Origin of the sequence: Flavobacterium sp. WC2409 (assembly GCF_041200085.1) — a bacterium.
In the GTDB taxonomy this organism is placed as follows: domain Bacteria; phylum Bacteroidota; class Bacteroidia; order Flavobacteriales; family Flavobacteriaceae; genus Flavobacterium.
Map to the genome: position 1 here is coordinate 2,481,554 of NZ_CP165625.1, position 18,372 is coordinate 2,499,925.

18 protein-coding genes are annotated in these 18,372 nt (G+C 32.3%); 13 read left to right on the top strand and 5 right to left on the bottom strand.

All coding sequences use genetic code 11. From position 1 onward, the window contains the following. Positions 1-9 precede the first annotated feature (9 nt). The gene (locus AB3G34_RS10675; RefSeq protein ID WP_369752437.1) at positions 10-543 is read right to left on the bottom strand and encodes a GNAT family N-acetyltransferase; all 534 of its coding nucleotides are present in this window, start codon (positions 541-543) and stop codon (positions 10-12) included. A 33-nt stretch (positions 544-576) separates the two neighbouring features. Beyond that, a complete protein-coding gene (gene dapF, locus AB3G34_RS10680) occupies positions 577-1,359 on the bottom strand; it encodes a diaminopimelate epimerase (RefSeq protein ID WP_369752438.1) in 783 nt (260 codons plus the stop codon). Between the two features lie 137 nt (positions 1,360-1,496). Here dapF and AB3G34_RS10685 point away from each other — a divergent pair, with 137 nt between their 5' ends. Both AB3G34_RS10685 and AB3G34_RS10690 read left to right on the top strand, forming a co-directional pair. Further along, positions 1,497-2,897, top strand: coding sequence for a trypsin-like peptidase domain-containing protein (locus AB3G34_RS10685; protein ID WP_369752440.1), 1,401 nt, complete (start codon positions 1,497-1,499; stop codon positions 2,895-2,897). Positions 2,898-3,051: 154 nt separating this feature from the next. Beyond that, entirely contained in the window at positions 3,052-4,500 is a 1,449-nt protein-coding gene (locus tag AB3G34_RS10690) for a glyceraldehyde-3-phosphate dehydrogenase (RefSeq protein ID WP_369752441.1), read from the top strand. 257 nt (positions 4,501-4,757) lie between these two features. On the opposite strand, the gene AB3G34_RS10695 is transcribed toward AB3G34_RS10690, so the two are convergent. Next, complete coding sequence (locus tag AB3G34_RS10695) at positions 4,758-6,164, bottom strand: APC family permease (protein WP_367774170.1); 1,407 nt, start codon at positions 6,162-6,164, stop codon at positions 4,758-4,760. A 408-nt stretch (positions 6,165-6,572) separates the two neighbouring features. Between AB3G34_RS10695 and AB3G34_RS10700 the strand changes: the two genes are divergently transcribed. The 6 genes from AB3G34_RS10700 (at position 6,573) to AB3G34_RS10725 (ending at position 13,091) form a co-directional block, all read left to right on the top strand. Beyond that, a complete protein-coding gene (locus AB3G34_RS10700; protein WP_369752442.1) occupies positions 6,573-7,307 on the top strand; it encodes a hypothetical protein in 735 nt (244 codons plus the stop codon). A 36-nt stretch (positions 7,308-7,343) separates the two neighbouring features. Then, positions 7,344-8,096, top strand: coding sequence for a hypothetical protein (locus AB3G34_RS10705; RefSeq protein WP_369752444.1), 753 nt, complete (start codon positions 7,344-7,346; stop codon positions 8,094-8,096). Positions 8,097-8,173: 77 nt separating this feature from the next. Continuing rightward, positions 8,174-9,145 carry a tetratricopeptide repeat protein gene (locus AB3G34_RS10710; protein ID WP_369752446.1) on the top strand — a complete coding sequence of 324 codons (972 nt, stop codon included), beginning with the start codon at positions 8,174-8,176 and terminating at the stop codon, positions 9,143-9,145. Between the two features lie 124 nt (positions 9,146-9,269). Next, a complete protein-coding gene (locus tag AB3G34_RS10715; RefSeq protein WP_367771712.1) occupies positions 9,270-10,352 on the top strand; it encodes an ATP-binding protein in 1,083 nt (360 codons plus the stop codon). Continuing rightward, complete coding sequence (locus tag AB3G34_RS10720) at positions 10,345-11,022, top strand: response regulator (protein WP_367771715.1); 678 nt, start codon at positions 10,345-10,347, stop codon at positions 11,020-11,022. Before AB3G34_RS10715 ends, AB3G34_RS10720 begins: the two co-directional genes overlap by 8 nt. A gap of 98 nt (positions 11,023-11,120) precedes the next feature. After that, a complete protein-coding gene (locus tag AB3G34_RS10725; RefSeq protein WP_369752448.1) occupies positions 11,121-13,091 on the top strand; it encodes a KUP/HAK/KT family potassium transporter in 1,971 nt (656 codons plus the stop codon). Between the two features lie 108 nt (positions 13,092-13,199). Here the strand turns inward: AB3G34_RS10725 and AB3G34_RS10730 are convergent, their stop codons facing one another. Beyond that, positions 13,200-13,427: a CDGSH iron-sulfur domain-containing protein gene (locus tag AB3G34_RS10730; protein ID WP_367771720.1), complete on the bottom strand. Its 228-nt coding sequence runs from the start codon at positions 13,425-13,427 to the stop codon at positions 13,200-13,202. A gap of 141 nt (positions 13,428-13,568) precedes the next feature. Between AB3G34_RS10730 and AB3G34_RS10735 the strand changes: the two genes are divergently transcribed. The 5 genes from AB3G34_RS10735 (at position 13,569) to AB3G34_RS10755 (ending at position 16,533) form a co-directional block, all read left to right on the top strand. Beyond that, positions 13,569-14,168, top strand: a complete 600-nt coding sequence (locus AB3G34_RS10735) for a GNAT family N-acetyltransferase (RefSeq protein WP_367771723.1) — start codon at positions 13,569-13,571, stop codon at positions 14,166-14,168. A gap of 154 nt (positions 14,169-14,322) precedes the next feature. Then, positions 14,323-15,186: an NAD(P)-dependent oxidoreductase gene (locus tag AB3G34_RS10740; protein WP_369752450.1), complete on the top strand. Its 864-nt coding sequence runs from the start codon at positions 14,323-14,325 to the stop codon at positions 15,184-15,186. Between the two features lie 16 nt (positions 15,187-15,202). Then, a complete protein-coding gene (locus AB3G34_RS10745) occupies positions 15,203-15,583 on the top strand; it encodes a PH domain-containing protein (RefSeq protein WP_367754829.1) in 381 nt (126 codons plus the stop codon). Positions 15,584-15,616: 33 nt separating this feature from the next. Continuing rightward, positions 15,617-15,985 carry an iron chaperone gene (locus AB3G34_RS10750; RefSeq protein WP_369752452.1) on the top strand — a complete coding sequence of 123 codons (369 nt, stop codon included), beginning with the start codon at positions 15,617-15,619 and terminating at the stop codon, positions 15,983-15,985. A gap of 89 nt (positions 15,986-16,074) precedes the next feature. Next, positions 16,075-16,533 (top strand): VOC family protein, encoded by a 459-nt coding sequence (locus AB3G34_RS10755; protein ID WP_367754833.1) that lies wholly within the window; start codon positions 16,075-16,077, stop codon positions 16,531-16,533. A gap of 227 nt (positions 16,534-16,760) precedes the next feature. Here the strand turns inward: AB3G34_RS10755 and AB3G34_RS10760 are convergent, their stop codons facing one another. After that, a complete protein-coding gene (locus AB3G34_RS10760; protein ID WP_367771731.1) occupies positions 16,761-18,194 on the bottom strand; it encodes a LysM peptidoglycan-binding domain-containing protein in 1,434 nt (477 codons plus the stop codon). Between the last annotated feature and the right edge of the window lie 178 nt (positions 18,195-18,372).

The window sequence follows — 18,372 nt, forward strand, 5'->3', positions numbered from 1 at the left end:
ACTTAAATATTAAAGTTGATTATTGATTAATTGAAAAACGGCTTCGTCTTTGTAAACACCATTCACCAGATTCCAATCTTTTTTTGTACCTATATTTTGGAATCCAAATTTAGTAAAAAGAGCGATACTAGATTTATTTTCAGTCCCAATATTTGCATATAATTGATGTAAATTTAAATGGAGAAATGAATACTGAATTAAAAGCTCCAAAGCTTCGGACCCAATGTTCTGTTTTCGATTTTCCTGCCCTTGAATTACAATCCCTACTCCTGCTCTATTATTCTTTGGATCAAAATCAAATAAATCGATTAATCCCAATGCAGGAAAGTCTTGGTCTTGACATATGGCCAAACGCAATTGCTTGGCTTCATATATATCTTGATGCGCATTCTCCAAATATTGTTTTACTAAAAATCGACTATATGGGGTTTGTGTATTGCTTACTTCCCAAATACGCTGATCATTCTCAATGGCATAGATGAACTCTAAATCATTAGGTTCCAATGCGCGGATGTATATATTTTCGCCTTTTAGAGTTATCATACAAATTTTGTGAGTTGAAGTTTTAGGCTTTTATTAAATTTCAATAACACCTTTAAAAACAAATTTGGCTGGTCCTATTAGAAAAACATTAGTATATACATTGTTCTTTTTATCAAAAGAAACGGCTAGTTTTCCACCTTCCACATTCAAATCGATAGTTGTAGCATCAGTAACTCCTTTGGCATTCATCGCAATTGCAACCGCAGTCACACCAGTTCCACAAGCTAATGTTTCATCTTCAACTCCTCGTTCATAAGTACGGACCGAAAAAGTAGTATCATCAATTTTATTTACAAAATTGATATTACTACCCGCTTTTCCATATAAATCACCGTATCGAATTGCAGCACCATTTTCTTTTACATTATAATGTTCTAAGTCCTCTACTAACTGAACATGATGTGGAGATCCTGTATTCAGGAAAGAATAATCAGGAGTTTCTTTGATCTCTAAAACATCAATCATTTGTAATGATACAATTCCGTCTTCTGCTACACTTGCATGATGTAAACCATCTATAGCGTTAAAAGTAGCATCGTTTTTAATGACCTTTAGCTGTTGGGCGAAAGCCACTAAACATCTTCCTCCATTACCACACATAGTACTTTGATTCCCATCTGAGTTGTAATACACCATTTTAAAATCGGCTTCAGGATCATTTTCTAATAAAATAAGTCCATCTCCGCCAATTCCAAAACGCCTGTCACATAAATGAGCAATCAACTGTATATTTTCTTTTGGAAAAGTATTCGAACGATTATCAATCATTACAAAATCATTTCCGGTTCCTTGGTATTTATAAAATTCTATTTGCATTATTTTTTTAATTGTGTTTCACAAAAGTACGAACTATTAATGAAATGTTAATCATTGTTAAAGAGCGTTAAACTGTTTTTTAACAATCTAAAATAGCTTTATTTTTACTAGACAAATAACGTAAAACACACTCTATTATGAAAAAATATTCACACCTATTACTGGTGTCTCTGCTTAGCGGAGCCATAACATTAGGGGCTTACAAATTATTATTTGACACTAATGGTTATTTTTCCAACTCAAATCATTCCATAACTACCCTTGCAAACAACTCATTTACCAAAAATGTAGGCCTATCCCCAGATGTACTTGATTTTACCGATGCGGCAGAGAAAACAATTCACTCTGTAGTCCATGTAAAAAATGTTTCATACAAAACCGTTACTAATCCTATGCTGGAATATTATTACGGGTACAAAGGAGGGCAAACCCAGGAGCAAGTAGGAACAGGATCTGGAGTAATAATTTCAGAAGATGGTTATATTGTGACCAACAATCACGTAATTAAAGATGCCTCAGAAATTGAAATTACCTTAAATAATAAAAAAACATACAAAGCGAAACTCATAGGAACCGATTCTAAAATGGATATTGCTTTGTTAAAAATTGATGCCGACGAAAAGCTTCCTTATACTGCTTTTGGAAATTCTGATTCTGTAAAAGTAGGTGAATGGGTTCTTGCCGTAGGAAATCCATACAACTTAACGTCTACAGTAACGGCTGGAATTGTTTCGGCAAAAGCGAGAGATATTGGAACAAGTGGAATCCAGTCCTTCATTCAAACTGATGCTGCCGTTAACCCTGGAAACAGTGGCGGTGCTTTGGTAAACACCCGAGGAGATTTAATAGGAATCAATACCATGATCTCTTCTATGACAGGTTCGTATGTAGGATATTCATTTGCAGTTCCTTCTAATATTGCTCGAAAAATTATCGAAGACATTATGGAATATGGTAATGTACAAAGAGGAATTCTAGGTGTTGAAGGCGGTGAATTAAACGGTCCCGTTTCTAAAGAATTAGGAATCAACCAAACAGAAGGGTTTTACATAAAAAACGTAACCAAAAAATCAGGAGCTGAGAAAGCTGGACTTACAAAGGGAGATATCATTGTAAAATTAGACAGTCAAAACATTGCTACTTATGCTGACTTATCTGGATATATTAACACTAAAAGACCTAATGATAAGGTGGATGTAACCATTATTAGAAATGGAAATCAAAAAACAGTTCCTGTAATTTTGAGTAAAAACGAATTTTTTAGTACGGAGTTCAAAGGAATTGAATTAGAAAATATTGACGCCACTGATAAAAAGAAATTTCACTTGGATTACGGAGTAAAAATTAAATCTATCAATAACGAAAATTTGGTCCAATACACAGATGAATTAAAAGGAAATATTATTTTGAGTATTGACAACGTAAAAGCCAAAGACATCGAATCAGTTTCCAAACTTTTAAATAGCAAAGACGAAAGTCAAAGTGTAAGACTAGAAATGGTCAACAAAAATGGAGAAGTATTTCGAATAATCATTTAATTCGATTCTTAAAAATCAAGGAAAGCCAGCTCATTCATTGAGTTGGCTTTTTTTATTTGAAAAAAAATGAAAAATAGTCTACGAAATCGATTGAAATGGGTATTTTTGCACCAAATTTAAAAAAATAACTACTCAATTTTTCAAATTTTCAAGTATGAAAAACACAGCTTTGTACCAAAAAGAAGTCTCATCTCAGGTAGATAGACGACGGGCGGGAGTCAAATTAATTAAAATCGTTAGTGATTTATGGTATGACAAATCCATAGAAATGGTTTTATTTAAAAATCAATTATTAGACAAAAATGTAAGTGACATTATCAACTTGCATCAATATGCAGCCGATTTTGTAGGCAAACCTATTAGTATTTTTGATACCGTTGAAATTGCCAAAGTAGTTCGAGAATTAGACTTACCTCCTTCCAAGTTGGACATTGGTAAACTAACTTACGAATACCTTTTAGAAGAAGACAAATTTGAAGATGCGAGACATTTTGTATTGGATAAACTGAAAGAAGCTAAAACTTCTGAAGAAATCCAACCCAAAGATGTAGTTCTTTATGGTTTTGGAAGAATTGGTCGTTTATTAGCTAGAGAGTTAATGTCTAAAACAGGAAAAGGAAATCAATTGCGATTGAGAGCGATTGTAACTAGAGATAAAAACGATGCTTCCAGTCTTGAAAAAAGAGCTTCTTTATTGCGTTATGATTCCATTCATGGTGATTTTCAAGGATCAGTTTCTGCCGATGTTGCCAATAATGCCTTAATTATCAACGGAACAACAGTACATATTATTACTGCTAATGCGCCTGAAGAAATTGATTATACAGTCTATGATATTGACAATGCTTTAATTATAGACAATACTGGTGCTTTTACAACTGAGGAAGCTTTAAGCAGACATTTAGTTTCAAAAGGAGCACACAAAGTATTGCTGACTGCACCAGGAAAAGGAGTTCCTAATATTGTTCACGGGGTAAACCAAAACGAATACAACCCAGACGAAATTAATATTTTCTCTGCAGCTTCTTGTACTACTAATGCCATTACGCCAATCCTAAAAGCAGTCGAAGATACTTTAGGCGTTGTAAAAGGACATTTAGAAACAATTCATTCGTACACAAACGACCAGAATTTAGTAGACAACATGCACAAAAAATACCGTCGTGGTAGAGCTGCTGCTTTGAATATGGTTATTACTGAAACGGGTGCTGGAACTGCTGTTGCAAAAGCACTACCATCTTTAGAAGGAAAATTAACTTCAAATGCCATTCGTGTTCCTGTTCCTAATGGATCTTTGGTTGTATTGAATTTAGAAGTTTCTAAGAAAACATCAATAAAAGAAATAAATTCGATAATGAAGAAATACGCTCTTGAAGGAGAGTTAGTAGAGCAAATCAAATACTCTATGAATAACGAATTAGTTTCTTCGGATATCGTGGGTACATCGGCACCATCGATCTATGACAGTAATGCAACTATCGTTTCTAACGATGGAAAAAACATTGTATTATACATCTGGTATGATAATGAATACGGTTACAGCCACCAAGTAATTCGCTTGGCAAAATATATTGCAAAAGTAAGACGTTTCACGTACTACTAGCAAATCGCTTACAGGTTGGAATTTGTAATTGCAGATTTTTAGTTTTTAGTTTTTAGTTCAAGTTTTAGATTTAAAGAGTATTGCGATCCAACCTGTATCTAATAAAAAATCCGTTTCGATTAATTTCGAAACGGATTTTTTTATTCTTATTAAAAAGAAAATAGAAGATAGAATCAAAAAAACAAATTATAAAGCATAACAGATTCTAATCTTTTGATTCTTACCCCTTGATTCTAGCTTCTTCTCTCTATAGTAACCTACTCTTTCGCTTTTGTCAAATAATAAACTGGAATACCTATTAACATAATCAATACACCCCAGCCACTTGTACTCGTTTTAGTATAAAGCAAAGCAATACAAATTGCACTTGCAATAATGATATAAATAGCAGGAATTACTGGATATCCAAAAGCTTTATAAGTACGTTCAGCATCAGGTAATTTTCTACGCAAAATGAAGATTCCTAAAATAGTCAAGATGTAAAAGATCAAAACGATGATGACTACAAAGTCCAATAAGTCACCATATTTCCCTGTTAAACACAAAGCCGAAGCCCAAACACATTGTGCCCAAATAGACCAAGCAGGAACGCTTGCTTTATTCAGTTCAGCTGCTTTTTTGAAGAAAACACCATCTTGTGCCATCGTATAATACACTCTTGCACCAGCCATAATTAAACCGTTATTACAAGCAAAAGTCGAAATCATAATCATTACCGCAATAATCAAGGTCCCTATAGAGCCAAAAATATATTGTGAAGCCACTACCGCTACTCTATCTGACTCGGCTGTTGCTATTTCTTGCAAAGGCACAACCGCCAAATACATTAAGTTAGCCAAAATATAAATTACACTTACAATCAAAGTCCCCAAAAACAAACTCAATCCTACATTGCGTTTTGGGTTCTTAATTTCGGCAGCAATAAAAGTTACTCCTTCCCAAGCCACACTCGAAAACATCGATCCTACCAAAGCAGCCGATATTCCCGATATCAAAGCCGTTCCGCTAATAGGCATCCAAGAACCACTCGCCACATCTAGTGATTGCGATGTCCAGGCATTAGCCCAGTTCGCATCCCAAACCTCAGCTTTAGCGGCAAAAAAACCAAAAAGAATTAATCCCGCCAACGATAAAATCTTGATTACCGTTAACACGGTTTGTAAAATCTTAGAGTTTTTTACCCCACGACTGTTGATATAACTCAATAAAATAATTGTAAAAATAGAAACCAGTTGCGCTGCATTCAGTTTAAAATCTCCTATTTCATATAGGATGTTTTTATCACTAAACGACGGAAATAAATAGGCAGCAAACTTGGAGAAAGCTACACCCACGGCAGCAATCGTTCCGGTTTGAATCACCGCAAAAAAGCTCCAGCCATATAAAAACCCAATTAATTTACCGTATGCTTCCTTAATGTATACGTATTGTCCGCCCGCTTTAGGAAACAAGGCACTCAACTCGCCGTAACTCACCGCAGCAATCACCGTAATAACACCCGTAAGCACCCACATGGCAATCAACCATCCAGCCGAACCCAATTGACGAACCATATCAGAACTCACTATAAATATTCCCGAACCTATCATCGATCCCACCACCAGCATGGTTCCGTCCAGCAGGCCGAGTTCTCTCTTAAAATCGTCTTGGTTATTGTCTTGCATATTTGTTTTTGGTTTTAATGGTTGGCTAAAGATATACTTTTTTTCTAAAAACTTTAAGGTATCCTTAAAACTTACGCTTATTCTTTTTGGCGTGTCCTTGTTATAGAAAATTTCAGCAAAATAACTGCTTAAGTGCGGCAACAAGGTCAGGCTATCCGTTTCAAATAAAATTTACTGAATACCAAATAAAATAATATCAGATGAAGTAATCTCCCTGAAAAACGGGAGGATTTCCACTGGTATCCTTCACGCAACACAAACATATAATTACTTAATTTACAATTTAGTAAAAATTGAATTCCAAAAAATGATTTGATAAAATAACAAGAAAAAACGCACTCAAGACATCGATTTGAAGATGAAATTTATATATATTTGATTAAAGCTTTAAGGTAATTACAACTTTAGATGATGAAAGTGTACAGAAAAAAAAGACAACATAGTAAACCAACTTTTCCAAAAGTGACACTTCATCAACTTGACTGGTTGGAGTGGATTTCAATTGGGCTTTGTATTTGGTTTTGGTTTTATCCTCATCCATATAAATTAGTTTTTGGTTTAGTTCTTTCGTTACCTATAATTGGACTCATTATAAACGGACTCTCAAAACCAAACCTAGCTTCATTAGTTTCAATTACAAATCAGAAAGGCGAAGAGAAATACGATCTTGCTGACTTTATAGAATTTCCTGGGCTTATTATTTTTATTAGGGTTTTAATTGATTACGAATTTGAAAGTTTTTTTAGCATATTAAAAGTAGGTACTATTAGTTTTCTTTTATTGCTTGTTATACTTGGAACAACACATAAACTTGTCCATAAAACGAATCCTAATATAGTACTAATTTATCTTACAGTTGTAGGTAATATTGCTATATATAGTTATGCAGCAACGTACGGAATTAATTGTGTTTTCGACAATTCTATCCCGAAAATTTATCAGGCTAAAGTAATCAACAAATCAATAAGCAGTGGAAGACGAAGTACAACATATTATTTTAGAGTTGAACCTTGGGGGCACCATCGTGATGCCGAAAATATATCAATAACAAAAACTCAATATAATGAAACAGAAATTGGACAAACAGTTTCAATTGATTTCAAAGAAGGTCTCTTAAATATACCTTGGTATTACATTGAATAATAATCTTATAACAAAAGACTAACCTCCATCTAACCTATGAAAAAAATAATTGCAATTCCAATATTACTATTTAGCCTAAAATCTTTATCACAACAAATAGACACAATTAAGCTTTCTGAAATAAAATTATGCGAATTAACCTTAGACAATCTAAAACAAAAAGACGCTACAATAATTCAAGTCAAGTTAGATGAAATGGACTTATGTACAGATGGCTTTGTACAAGATGAAAGATTTGAGAATCTAATTGGCTACGCCTCTATACTATATCCTGGTGTAATTTTTCAAAAATACAAATCAGATTTAAATACAATTGCAAAAATTCACTTAACCAAAGATTTTAAAGGATATTTACCTGATGGAAATTATGTTGACTTAAAGTATTTAAAAGCAAAAGATGTTCTTATAAAATATGATAGTTTGAATGTTTGGACTTCTAGAGGTTGTTCTGATTATTTAGGAATAAATAAAAGCAAAGCGCTTTACTTTTATGTAAAACTAAATAAGAAAAAAGAACCTCGTTATCCAATAGACTCAAAATACTACTCAGAACAGCAAATTGAAGGAATTGATATTGTTTCAGATTGTTACTCATTTAACAAAAAAGACAATCCAACAATTCAACCACTTTACATTCTTGATGGAAAAGAAGTGAATGAAGATATTTTGAGAGCAATTAAACCCGAAGATGTTGAGTCTATTAATGTTTTAAAAGATAAAAGTGCAGTTGACAAATATGGAGAAAAAGGAAAAAATGGCGTGATTGAAATATTTTCAAAAAGCAAATAATATAATTATTCCTGCAAAAAACAAATTAGCCTTCAAATAAAATTAGCTCAATATTTAAATTAATATTAATCAAATCTATGAAAAAATTAACATTACTACTCCTTATACTTTCTTTTTATTCAAAAGGTCTTGCTCAAGAAACTAAAAAATCAAATACTGACACCCTTTTGAAAGAGTTGGCTGAAAACAGCTGCAAATGCATAGATTCAATTAATGTTTACGATAAAGCTACTGATATAGTAGCAAAAGAAATTAGTAAATGTATTGATGAACAAACTGGAGCACTTCAACTAGGTAAAAAACTAATGAATATCAAAGACTTGAAAAAAAATGCCAAAGAGAAAGAAGGCAAAAAACAAGTGGATATTTCAATTGATTTTAACAAAAATTCAGAAGAGTATAAAAAATCTTATTACGAATTAGAACGGTATATGATGAGTAATTGTAGCTCTATAAAAGACAAAGTGGCGTCAACTGAAAAACAAAGTACAAAATCAGTATCAGAGAATAAAAAAGCTTTAGAATTTTATTCCAAAGGTCAAAAAGAATCTAAAAATGAAAATTATGAAAAAGCAGCACAATATTTTGAAAAAGCAGTGAAAGAAGATCCTGAATTTGCCTTTGCTTGGGATAATTTAGGCATTAGTTACAGACAATTAAATAATTTTGACAAAGCCATTGAATCGTATAAAAAATCTTTAGAATTAGACCCAAATGGATTAATGCCTTTGCAAAATATCGCAATTGTATATCAATATAAAAAAGAATATTCTAAAGCCATAGAAGCCTATGAGAAATTAGCTAAAGTAGACAACAACAATCCTGAAGTTTTTTATGGCATAGGAAATGTTTACACAACAAACCTAAAGGATTACGAAAAAGGATTAGATAATATGTGCAAAGCCTACAATCTATACATCGATCAAAAATCACCTTATAGAACTGACGCCGAAAAAATTATTAATATCATTTATTCTGAAATGAAAAAACAAGGAAAAGAAGAGCAATTTAACACTATTTTAAAGGCCAATCATATTAATCAAAACTAATGAATGCATCATTAGACTGATTTTTATTTCGTATCATAATAACTTCATCTACGCAACTCAAAAAACAACTCTTATTTATTTAACGAATTGAATTACTTTTGTTGAAACATAAAACAACTTTATCTTGAGAAAATTTAAAGCAAAAAAACATTCAATACTAATGCAGTCTTCCATTAGCATCGCATTGGTATTTACTGTTTCAATAATCTGTTTTTTTTCCTTAAAATATATCGATTACAGGATAACTGCATTAATTCTACTGATGACGGTTTCTATTGTTGCAATGCTTTTTGAAATTATACCAGTTGTAGTAACAGCTATTTTAAGTGGTTTGATTTTAAATTTCTTCTTTATACTTCCTCTTTATACTTTTCATATTACAAATACCGAAGACATATTACTGTTTTTAATGTATTTTATTATAGCGTTAGTAAATGCCGTTTTAACCTTAAAAATTCGAGAAGCCGAAAAAAAAGCAAGAGATAAAGAAGAGAAAGAAAAAACAATAAAGCTATACAATACCTTACTCAATTCCCTATCTCATGAGTTGCGAACCCCAATAGCTACAATTATTGGAGCAATTGACATACTCAAAGAAAATAAAAACAAACTTTCAGAAATAAATCAGAACGCACTATTAGATGAAATTGACTCAGCTACTATTCGACTCAATAGACAAGTAGAAAACTTATTAAACATGAGCCGATTAGAAACTGGAATGCTAAAACTAAAACTAGACTGGTGTGATAGTAATGAACTTATTTATGGAGTAATTCAAAAAATAGCAACCATAAAAAACAATCATACCATTCATTTTATTTCAAATGAAAAATTACCATTATTCAAGCTAGATGCAGGATTAATGGAAGAAATTATTCAAAATTTAATAACTAATGCACTACAATATACTCCCAAAAACTCAATCATAAAAATTGAAGCTTCACATCAAAATGACAGTTGCGTTTTTTCAGTTTCTGACAACGGAAATGGCTTCCCTGAAAGTCAAATTCAATTTGCTTTTGATAAATTCTACCGATTACCAAGCACAAAAACGGGAGGAAGCGGCCTTGGACTATCTATTGTAAAAGGTTTTGTTGAAGCCCATAATGGGACTATAAAATTAAAAAATAATCTGAATTCTGGTGCCAATTTCACCGTAACAATTCCTACGGAAACCTCTTATTTAAACAATCTCAAAAATGAATAAAGCCGAAATATTAGTGATTGATGATGAAGCGCCAATTAGAAAACTATTAGAAATTACATTAGAAAGTAACGACTACAAAGTGTGGCTTGCCGAAACAGGAAAAGAAGGAATTCTTATGGCTGTAAATCATCCTCCAGAATTAATTTTATTAGATATTGGTTTACCTGATAAAAGCGGACACGAGATTCTTAAAGAATTACGCACTTGGTACAATAAGGCAATTATTATCCTATCTGTACAAGACAGCGAAGATGATATTGTAAAAGCACTAGATAATGGAGCCACTGATTACCTAACAAAACCGTTTAGAAACGCCGAACTTTTGGCACGAATTCGTTCAGTAATTCGACGAAATCAATTACAAAATGATTGTAGTATTCTTACTTGTGGAGATTTACAAATTGATTTTGGAGCTCGAATCATAAAACAAAATGACGAAGTATTAAAATTAACTACAACCGAATTCAATTTATTATCCCTTTTTATGAAAAATGAAGGTCGAGTATTAACACATCAATTTGTCTTAAAAGAAATTTGGGGAGTGGCCTACCAAACAGAAACACAATACTTAAGAGTTTTTGTAGCAACATTGCGCAAAAAAATAGAAGAAAACCCAAACCACCCAAAACACATCATTACTGAAAGTGGTGTTGGATATCGTTTTATCTAATCTTTATAAAATCTTTATATCTAGCCCGTATATCTTTATATTCTGCAAATACCATTTTAAAGACCTTTGTATCATTAGAATTTTAAAAAAATTACACAATGAATACAACAAAAAATGGTGTCGCTAATAAAGTAACTATTGCATCACTTTTAGTCGCACTTGGTATTATTTATGGAGATATAGGAACAAGTCCTCTCTATGTTTTCAAAGCAATTATTGGATCTAGAGATATTAACCTAATGTTAGTATATGGTGGTGTTTCCTGCGTTTTTTGGACTTTGGTTTTTCAAACAACAATCAAATATATTTGGCTTACACTTCGAGCAGACAACCACGGTGAAGGTGGGATTTTCTCTCTTTACGCCTTAGTTAGACGTTACGGCAAAAAATTAGTTATTCCAACAATACTTGGAGCTACAACCCTATTGGCCGATGGAATTATAACACCACCTATCTCTGTTTCCTCTGCAATTGAGGGTTTAAATATGGTACACGGTTTAGAAAATATAATTATTCCTGGTAATTTTTTAACTATTGGAATTGTAGTAGCTATTTTATCATTATTATTTTTCTTTCAGCGTTTTGGAACTCAAGTCATAGGTAAAGCATTTGGTCCTATAATGACAATTTGGTTTACAATGTTGTTAGTGTTTGGAATTAAAGAAATTGCGCAACACACAGACATATTACACGCATTAAATCCGTATTATGCTTATGATTTATTAGTAAATTACCCTAAGGGATTTTGGTTATTGGGTGCTGTTTTCCTCTGTACAACAGGAGCCGAAGCTCTATATTCGGACTTAGGACATTGCGGTATAAAAAACATTCGCATCACTTGGGTTTATGTAAAAATAAGTTTAGTTGTTGCATACTTAGGACAAGCAGCTTGGCTTATGCATCAAGGCGAAACTTTATTAAATGGTAGAAATCCTTTTTTTGAAATTATCCCCACCTGGTTTTTATTACCTAGTGTCATAATTTCTACTTTTGCTACAATTATTGCCTCTCAAGCCTTAATAAGCGGAAGTTTCACCCTAATTAGTGAAGCTATGAACCTGAATTTTTGGCCTCGAATTACGGTAAGACAACCCAGTGACAGCAAAGGTCAAATATACATCCCAAGTATCAATACCATACTTTGGTTTGGATGTGTTTTAATGATGGTTTACTTCAAGGAAAGTGCACACATGGAAGCTGCATATGGTTTCTCTATTACCATTACTATGATGATGACCTCCTTATTATTAAGCTATTTTATTTATTATAGATTAAAATGGAAAAAAATATACGTCATCTTATTTCTAACCATTTTTGGAACTATTGAAATATCTTTTTTCATAGCAAATGTGGCAAAAATTAAAGAACGTTGGATGTTTTTATTCTTCGAATTGTTCATTTTTATGGTAATGTACATTTGGTATTATGCTCGAAAAATCCACAATCGTTTTACAAAATTTGAAGAAATAGGAAAATACAGTTCCCAACTTACAGAATTAAGTCAAGACGATGCCATTCCAAAATTTGCAACGCATTTAATATATTTAACTAAAGCTGACAGAAGACATGAAATAGAAGATAAAATAATCAAATCTATTTTTGCTAAAAAACCAAAACGTGCCGATGTATATTGGTTTTTACACATCAATCGTACCGAAGACCCCTTTACATTATCGTATGATGTTTCGGAATTAGTTGATGATAAAGTTATAAAAGTAAACATCAATGTAGGGTTTCGAATACAACCTAAAACGGAACTTTATTTCAAAAATATAGTAAAAGAATTAGTAAACAATAAAGAACTTAATTTACATATTCGTCCTGACGGATCCAGCAAATACAATAACGAGCCTGATTTTAAGTTTATTGTAATTGAGAAATTTTTATCTATCGAAAACGAATTTACATTACGTGAAGGGCTATTACTAAATGGTTATTTCTTTTTGAAACGTTTAGGAGTAAGTGATGAAAAAGCATTTGGATTAGAAAAATCAGATGTTGAGATAGAACAAATTCCTTTAGTTTATCAGCCTATAACTAATATTAAATTGGATCGTGCAACAAGGTAACAACAAGTTTTTTAAACCCTCGTAAACATAATAATTCTACCACAATAAAAAAGCTGCATTTACTCAAAATGCAGCTTTTTTATAATTCAATTAGAAAACAAAACTTATTTATTTTGTTTTCATTGGTGGCAAATCAAACGCAGCTGATTCATGGTCAAAACCGTTGCGGTGTGAACCATCGCAAAAAGGTTTGTTAGATGACAATCCGCAACGACAAAGCCCTAATGCTGTTCTTCCTTCTAATCCGTATACTTTTCCTTCACTATCCATTATTTCAAAATCGCCTTCTATTTTAATAGAACCGTTCTTGTTGATTATTAATTTTGTCTTGCTCATAATGCTATTTATTTCTTTTTGGTTCAAAGATTGCAAAATAAAATATACAATTTTGTATTCGTGGGTATTTTTTATAATTTAAATTCCTAATTTACATCAATTCTATTTTATATAAAGTGTACTGTAAATCCCATTTAAGACATGAAAAACGAACCTTTAGATACTGATTTTTTGGCTTCTTTACAATTTCAACCTTTAACCAAAAAGAATTGGAATCAGTTTGTACAATTATTTGGTAACAATGGGGCTTGCGGAAACTGTTGGTGCATGTACTATCGCCTTAAAAAAAGTGATTTTGACGAAGGAAAATGCAATGATGGGAATAAAGAAGCGATGAAAGAACTTGTATGGGACAATCAACCCACGGGAATTTTAGCTTTTTATGAAGATATTCCCATTGCTTGGTGTGCCTTTGCTCCAAGAGAAGACTTCTCCAAGCTAGCAAGATCCAGAGTGCACAAACCCATTGATGACAAATTAGTTTGGTCTATCCCCTGTACATTTATTGCAAAAAAATTCAGACGCCATGGTGTTTCTGTCGCGCTATTAAAAGGGATTGCAAACTATGCCAAAACAGTAGGTATAAAAATCTTAGAAGCGTATCCTACTATTCCCACTCAAGAAAAACTACCTGATTCTTTTGCTTGGATTGGGTTATATAAATCATTTGAAAGAGCTGGTTTTGAGATTGTCGATAGAACTTCTAAGAATAGACCGATGGTTCGCTATTATATCGAATAACAAAATCATTAAATTTTTAAAACACGATAATAATTATAATTTATTACTGAAAAATAAACGGTAAATTAGTGCTTCTTTTCTGAGGTTTATAGAAGAGCTCTATGCTCAAATAAAAATCAGATTATTTTTTTAAAAACAAATTAGCGCTATAAAAATGAATACATTAAAATTAGGATGGGTAGGCCTTGGAAACATGGGAAATCCAATGGTAATGAACTTGCTAAAAGCAGGTTTTGAAGTAACTGTTTTCAACCGAACTAAAGATAAAGAAGCTCCACTAATTGAAGCAGGTGCTACAACAGCAAATAGTCCACAAGAACTGATGGAAAAATGCGATGTTGTCATTACTATGTTATCCAATGATGCTGCAGTAAAAGAAGTTTTTGAAAGCCCAACGGGTTTATTATCCAAAGAGTATCCTACGAAAGTTATTATCAACATGAGTACCGTTTCGCCTGAAACATCTCGTTATCTGGCAAGCAGTTGTAGTACCCATAATGTCCATTTTATAGATGCTCCAGTTTCAGGAAGTGTTAAACCTGCTCAAGATGGAACACTAGTAATTCTTGTAGGTTCAAGTACTACTGATTACGAATTAGCAAAACCTATATTTGACGTTTTAGGTAAAACTGCAATACACGTAGGGGAAGCGGGTGTAGCAAGTTCAGCTAAACTAGCGATTAATTACCTTTTAGGACTCAACCTACAAGGATTAGCCGAAACCGTATTGTTTGCCGAAAGTAATGGAGTGAGCAAAGAAGACATGTTAAACATAATTAATGCTGGTGCGTGTGGCAACGGAATTACCAATATAAAAGCACCTTCTATCTTAAATGACTTCTACCCTGCCGCCTTTGCCTTGAAACATCTAGTCAAAGATTTACGATTAGCCAAAGAAGCGGGACTAGATTCTCCATTGATACATCCATTATTTAATAGTTATGCTGCAGCAGAAAAAGAAGGATTAGGAGATCAAGATGTAATGGCAATTTTAAGTAGTTTAAAAAATAAACAATAATTTACAATAAAAATATATGGGATTATTTTCAGCGCTTTTGGGTAATGCAGGAACTGTAAGCCAAGAACAATTAATGAAAGAATACGGTCAACTTTTAATTGATGGAGAAGAAATAGAAATGGGTTTTAAACTCATTCGAGACACTTTTATTTTTACCACCAAACGACTAATTCTAGTGGACAAACAAGGTTTAACCGCAAGTAAAACCGAATACAAATCAATATCCTATAAAAGTATTTCAAGATTTAGTGTTGAAACAGCCGGAACATTTGATCTTGATGCCGAACTTAAAATTTGGGTCTCTAGTGAATTGCAGCCTAGCATCAGAAAACAGTTTAATAAATCAGTGAATGTATATGAAGTACAAAAAGTATTGGCGCATCATGTTTTAAAGTAATACCTAAAAAGAAGTTTACCTAGATTTGAAAGTATGGAACGCGAGCAAAAAAATATAGATAGTTATATCAAAGATTTTCCAAAAGAGATACAAATTATCTTGGAAAAAATGAGAGAAACCATTCGAAATAGCGCTCCCAAAGCAAAAGAAAATATTAAATATGGTATTCCCACTTTTACTCTGCATGGCAACTTGGTACATTTTGCAGCTTTTAAAAATCATATTGGTTTTTATCCTACACCAGGTGGTATAGATGCTTTCAAACAAGAACTTTCAATTTACAAAGGTGCAAAGGGATCTATTCAGTTTCCTTTTGACAAAGAAATACCCTATGATTTAATACGCAAAATTGTTGATTATAGGGTAAAAGAAAATGAAATGAAGAGCCCTACAAATAAATAAAAGTGCAATACCATTAAATTAACTATCTAGTATACTAGCAAATAATCCCGATTCATTTAAAAAATTATTACTTTAGTAAAAAAAATATCATGAAAAAATTAGGTTTATTATTACTTGTACTTGTAGGTTCTGGTTCGCTTTGGGCACAGGAATCTAATTTCTTTTCACTAACATTAAATCACGACGCCATATCGGTTAAGGATGTAAACCGTTCGGTTGATTTTTATAAAAATGTATTGCACCTTCAAGAAATTACGAATCGCACCGAAAAAGAAGGAATTCGCTGGATGTCACTAGGTGATGGAAAAGAACTACACCTTATTTCTACTATCAAAGAACCTGTCGTTATTAATAAAGCAGTGCATATTGCATTTACAACTCCGGAATTTGACCATTTTATGAATGTTTTAAAAGAAATGAAAATTACGTACTCTGATTGGGCAGGTTCATTGAACAAAATTAGCATTAGAGCTGATGGGATTCAACAAGTCTACATTCAGGATCCTGATGGGTACTGGATTGAAATAAATAGTGCTGAAAAAATATAAACTATTTTCGTTGCACTACACCAATAGCCCTGATGCAAGTGAAAGCATTATGAAATTCTTCCCCTCTTTTTCTTGAACTAAAAGAGCGACTAAAAGAAGCTCCTTTTAGGGCATTAGAAAAAAGGGAAGAAATAAAATAAGGCTGTAACGACAGCAGGAAAAAGCTCTATAAAAAAACTCCCAAGTAGCCTTGAGAGTTTTTTTATATATCTAATATTTGATTTATATTACAAAACACGATTGATTTGAGTTAACTTCTTACTATAATACTTTTCTTTTATCGAAGAAATAATAACTCCGCCGCCTACAGAAGCGTGGATGAATTTAATATCTCCATCATTTACTTCGACTACCATTCCAACATGATTAATTTGTCTTCTTCCATTAGTTTTAAAGAAAATTAAATCTCCTTTTTGTGCATCTTCATTATTTATTTTAACACCATAACGAGACTGCTCAATAGAAGTTCTAGGCAAATCGATATCAAATGCACCAAAAGTAGTACACATGAGACCGGAACAATCAAAACCCTCTTTTGTAGTTCCACCTGTGCGGTAGCGAGTCCCTATATTTTCAGAAGCGGTTGAAACTAATTGATCTAGAAAATCAGTTCCGTGAAAACCTTTAACATTATAATCTGGGGTTTGTGACGTTTCTGCAATTACTTCTTTAACAATAACGGGTTCAACAATTTTAAGGCTATGAATTGACAATTTATAACCTACAGGTAGTCTTTTTACTATTTTAGGATTTTGTCTCTCTAGTTCTTTAACTGAAATACCAAACTCTTTTGCTATACCATATTTAGTTTCTTTAGGTAAAACTTCACGGGTTATTACTGAAGTTTCAACTATTTTATTATCTAATACAACTGGCTGAACAGGGTCTAAAATTACTTTTTCAGTTACTGTTTTATTATTATTATTATTATTATTATCAACAGTTGCGATTGGCTTAGTACTATTTTCTGGTTTCACAGGAATAATAATCTTTTGACCAATTTTTAATGCTTCTGTCTCCAATATTGGATTTGCTTTGTCTAAATCGGCAACCGTAATCCCATATTCTTTTGCAATAGCATATTTGGTTTCACTAGGTTGTATTTCACGAACAATTCCATCAGTAGTAGTTTCAGCAACAATTGAATTTGTTTCTGTTTCTTTTTTTGATGGTGTTTTTTCGGGAACTGTTGTTTTTGGATTTTCTTTTACTGGTTGTTGTACAGCTATTTGTTGCGTTGTAGTATTTAATTCGTTTCCTGGAATAGTGATTTTTTGACCTTTTTTTAATCCTGATTTTTCAAGTGCAGGATTGCTTTTGTATAGATCATTGACCGTAACTCCATATTGTTTAGCAATACCGTAAAGTGTTTCTTTGGAAAGAACTGTATGTGTTTTTTCAGGAAAATTGGTAGTAATTTCGGTAGTTGCAATTTTACCTTTTACTGTAGTTGAAGGAATTAATAGAACGGTGTGAAACTTTATCCCTTTTTTGGCATCAGGATTAAGTTCATAAATAGCACTTGTCTTGACATGGTATTGTTGTGCTATTTTAGTAATTGTCTCTCCTTTAGAAACGGTATGTTTTGTGTACTTTTCTTGCGAAAAAGAACTGAGCCCAGTTAAAAATACCATCCCTAAAATCCAATTACTATACCTCATAAAATACATTTAAACGCTACATACAAAAAACAACACCTTAATTACCAGCAATATATAAAAAAACTTTAATAAAAATCAATTATTTTTTATACTTTAAATTATAAAAAATCAAAAAAATCATTTGATAAAAGCGAATTTAACCAATTAATACAAATATCGTATTTTTTTAACAACTCTT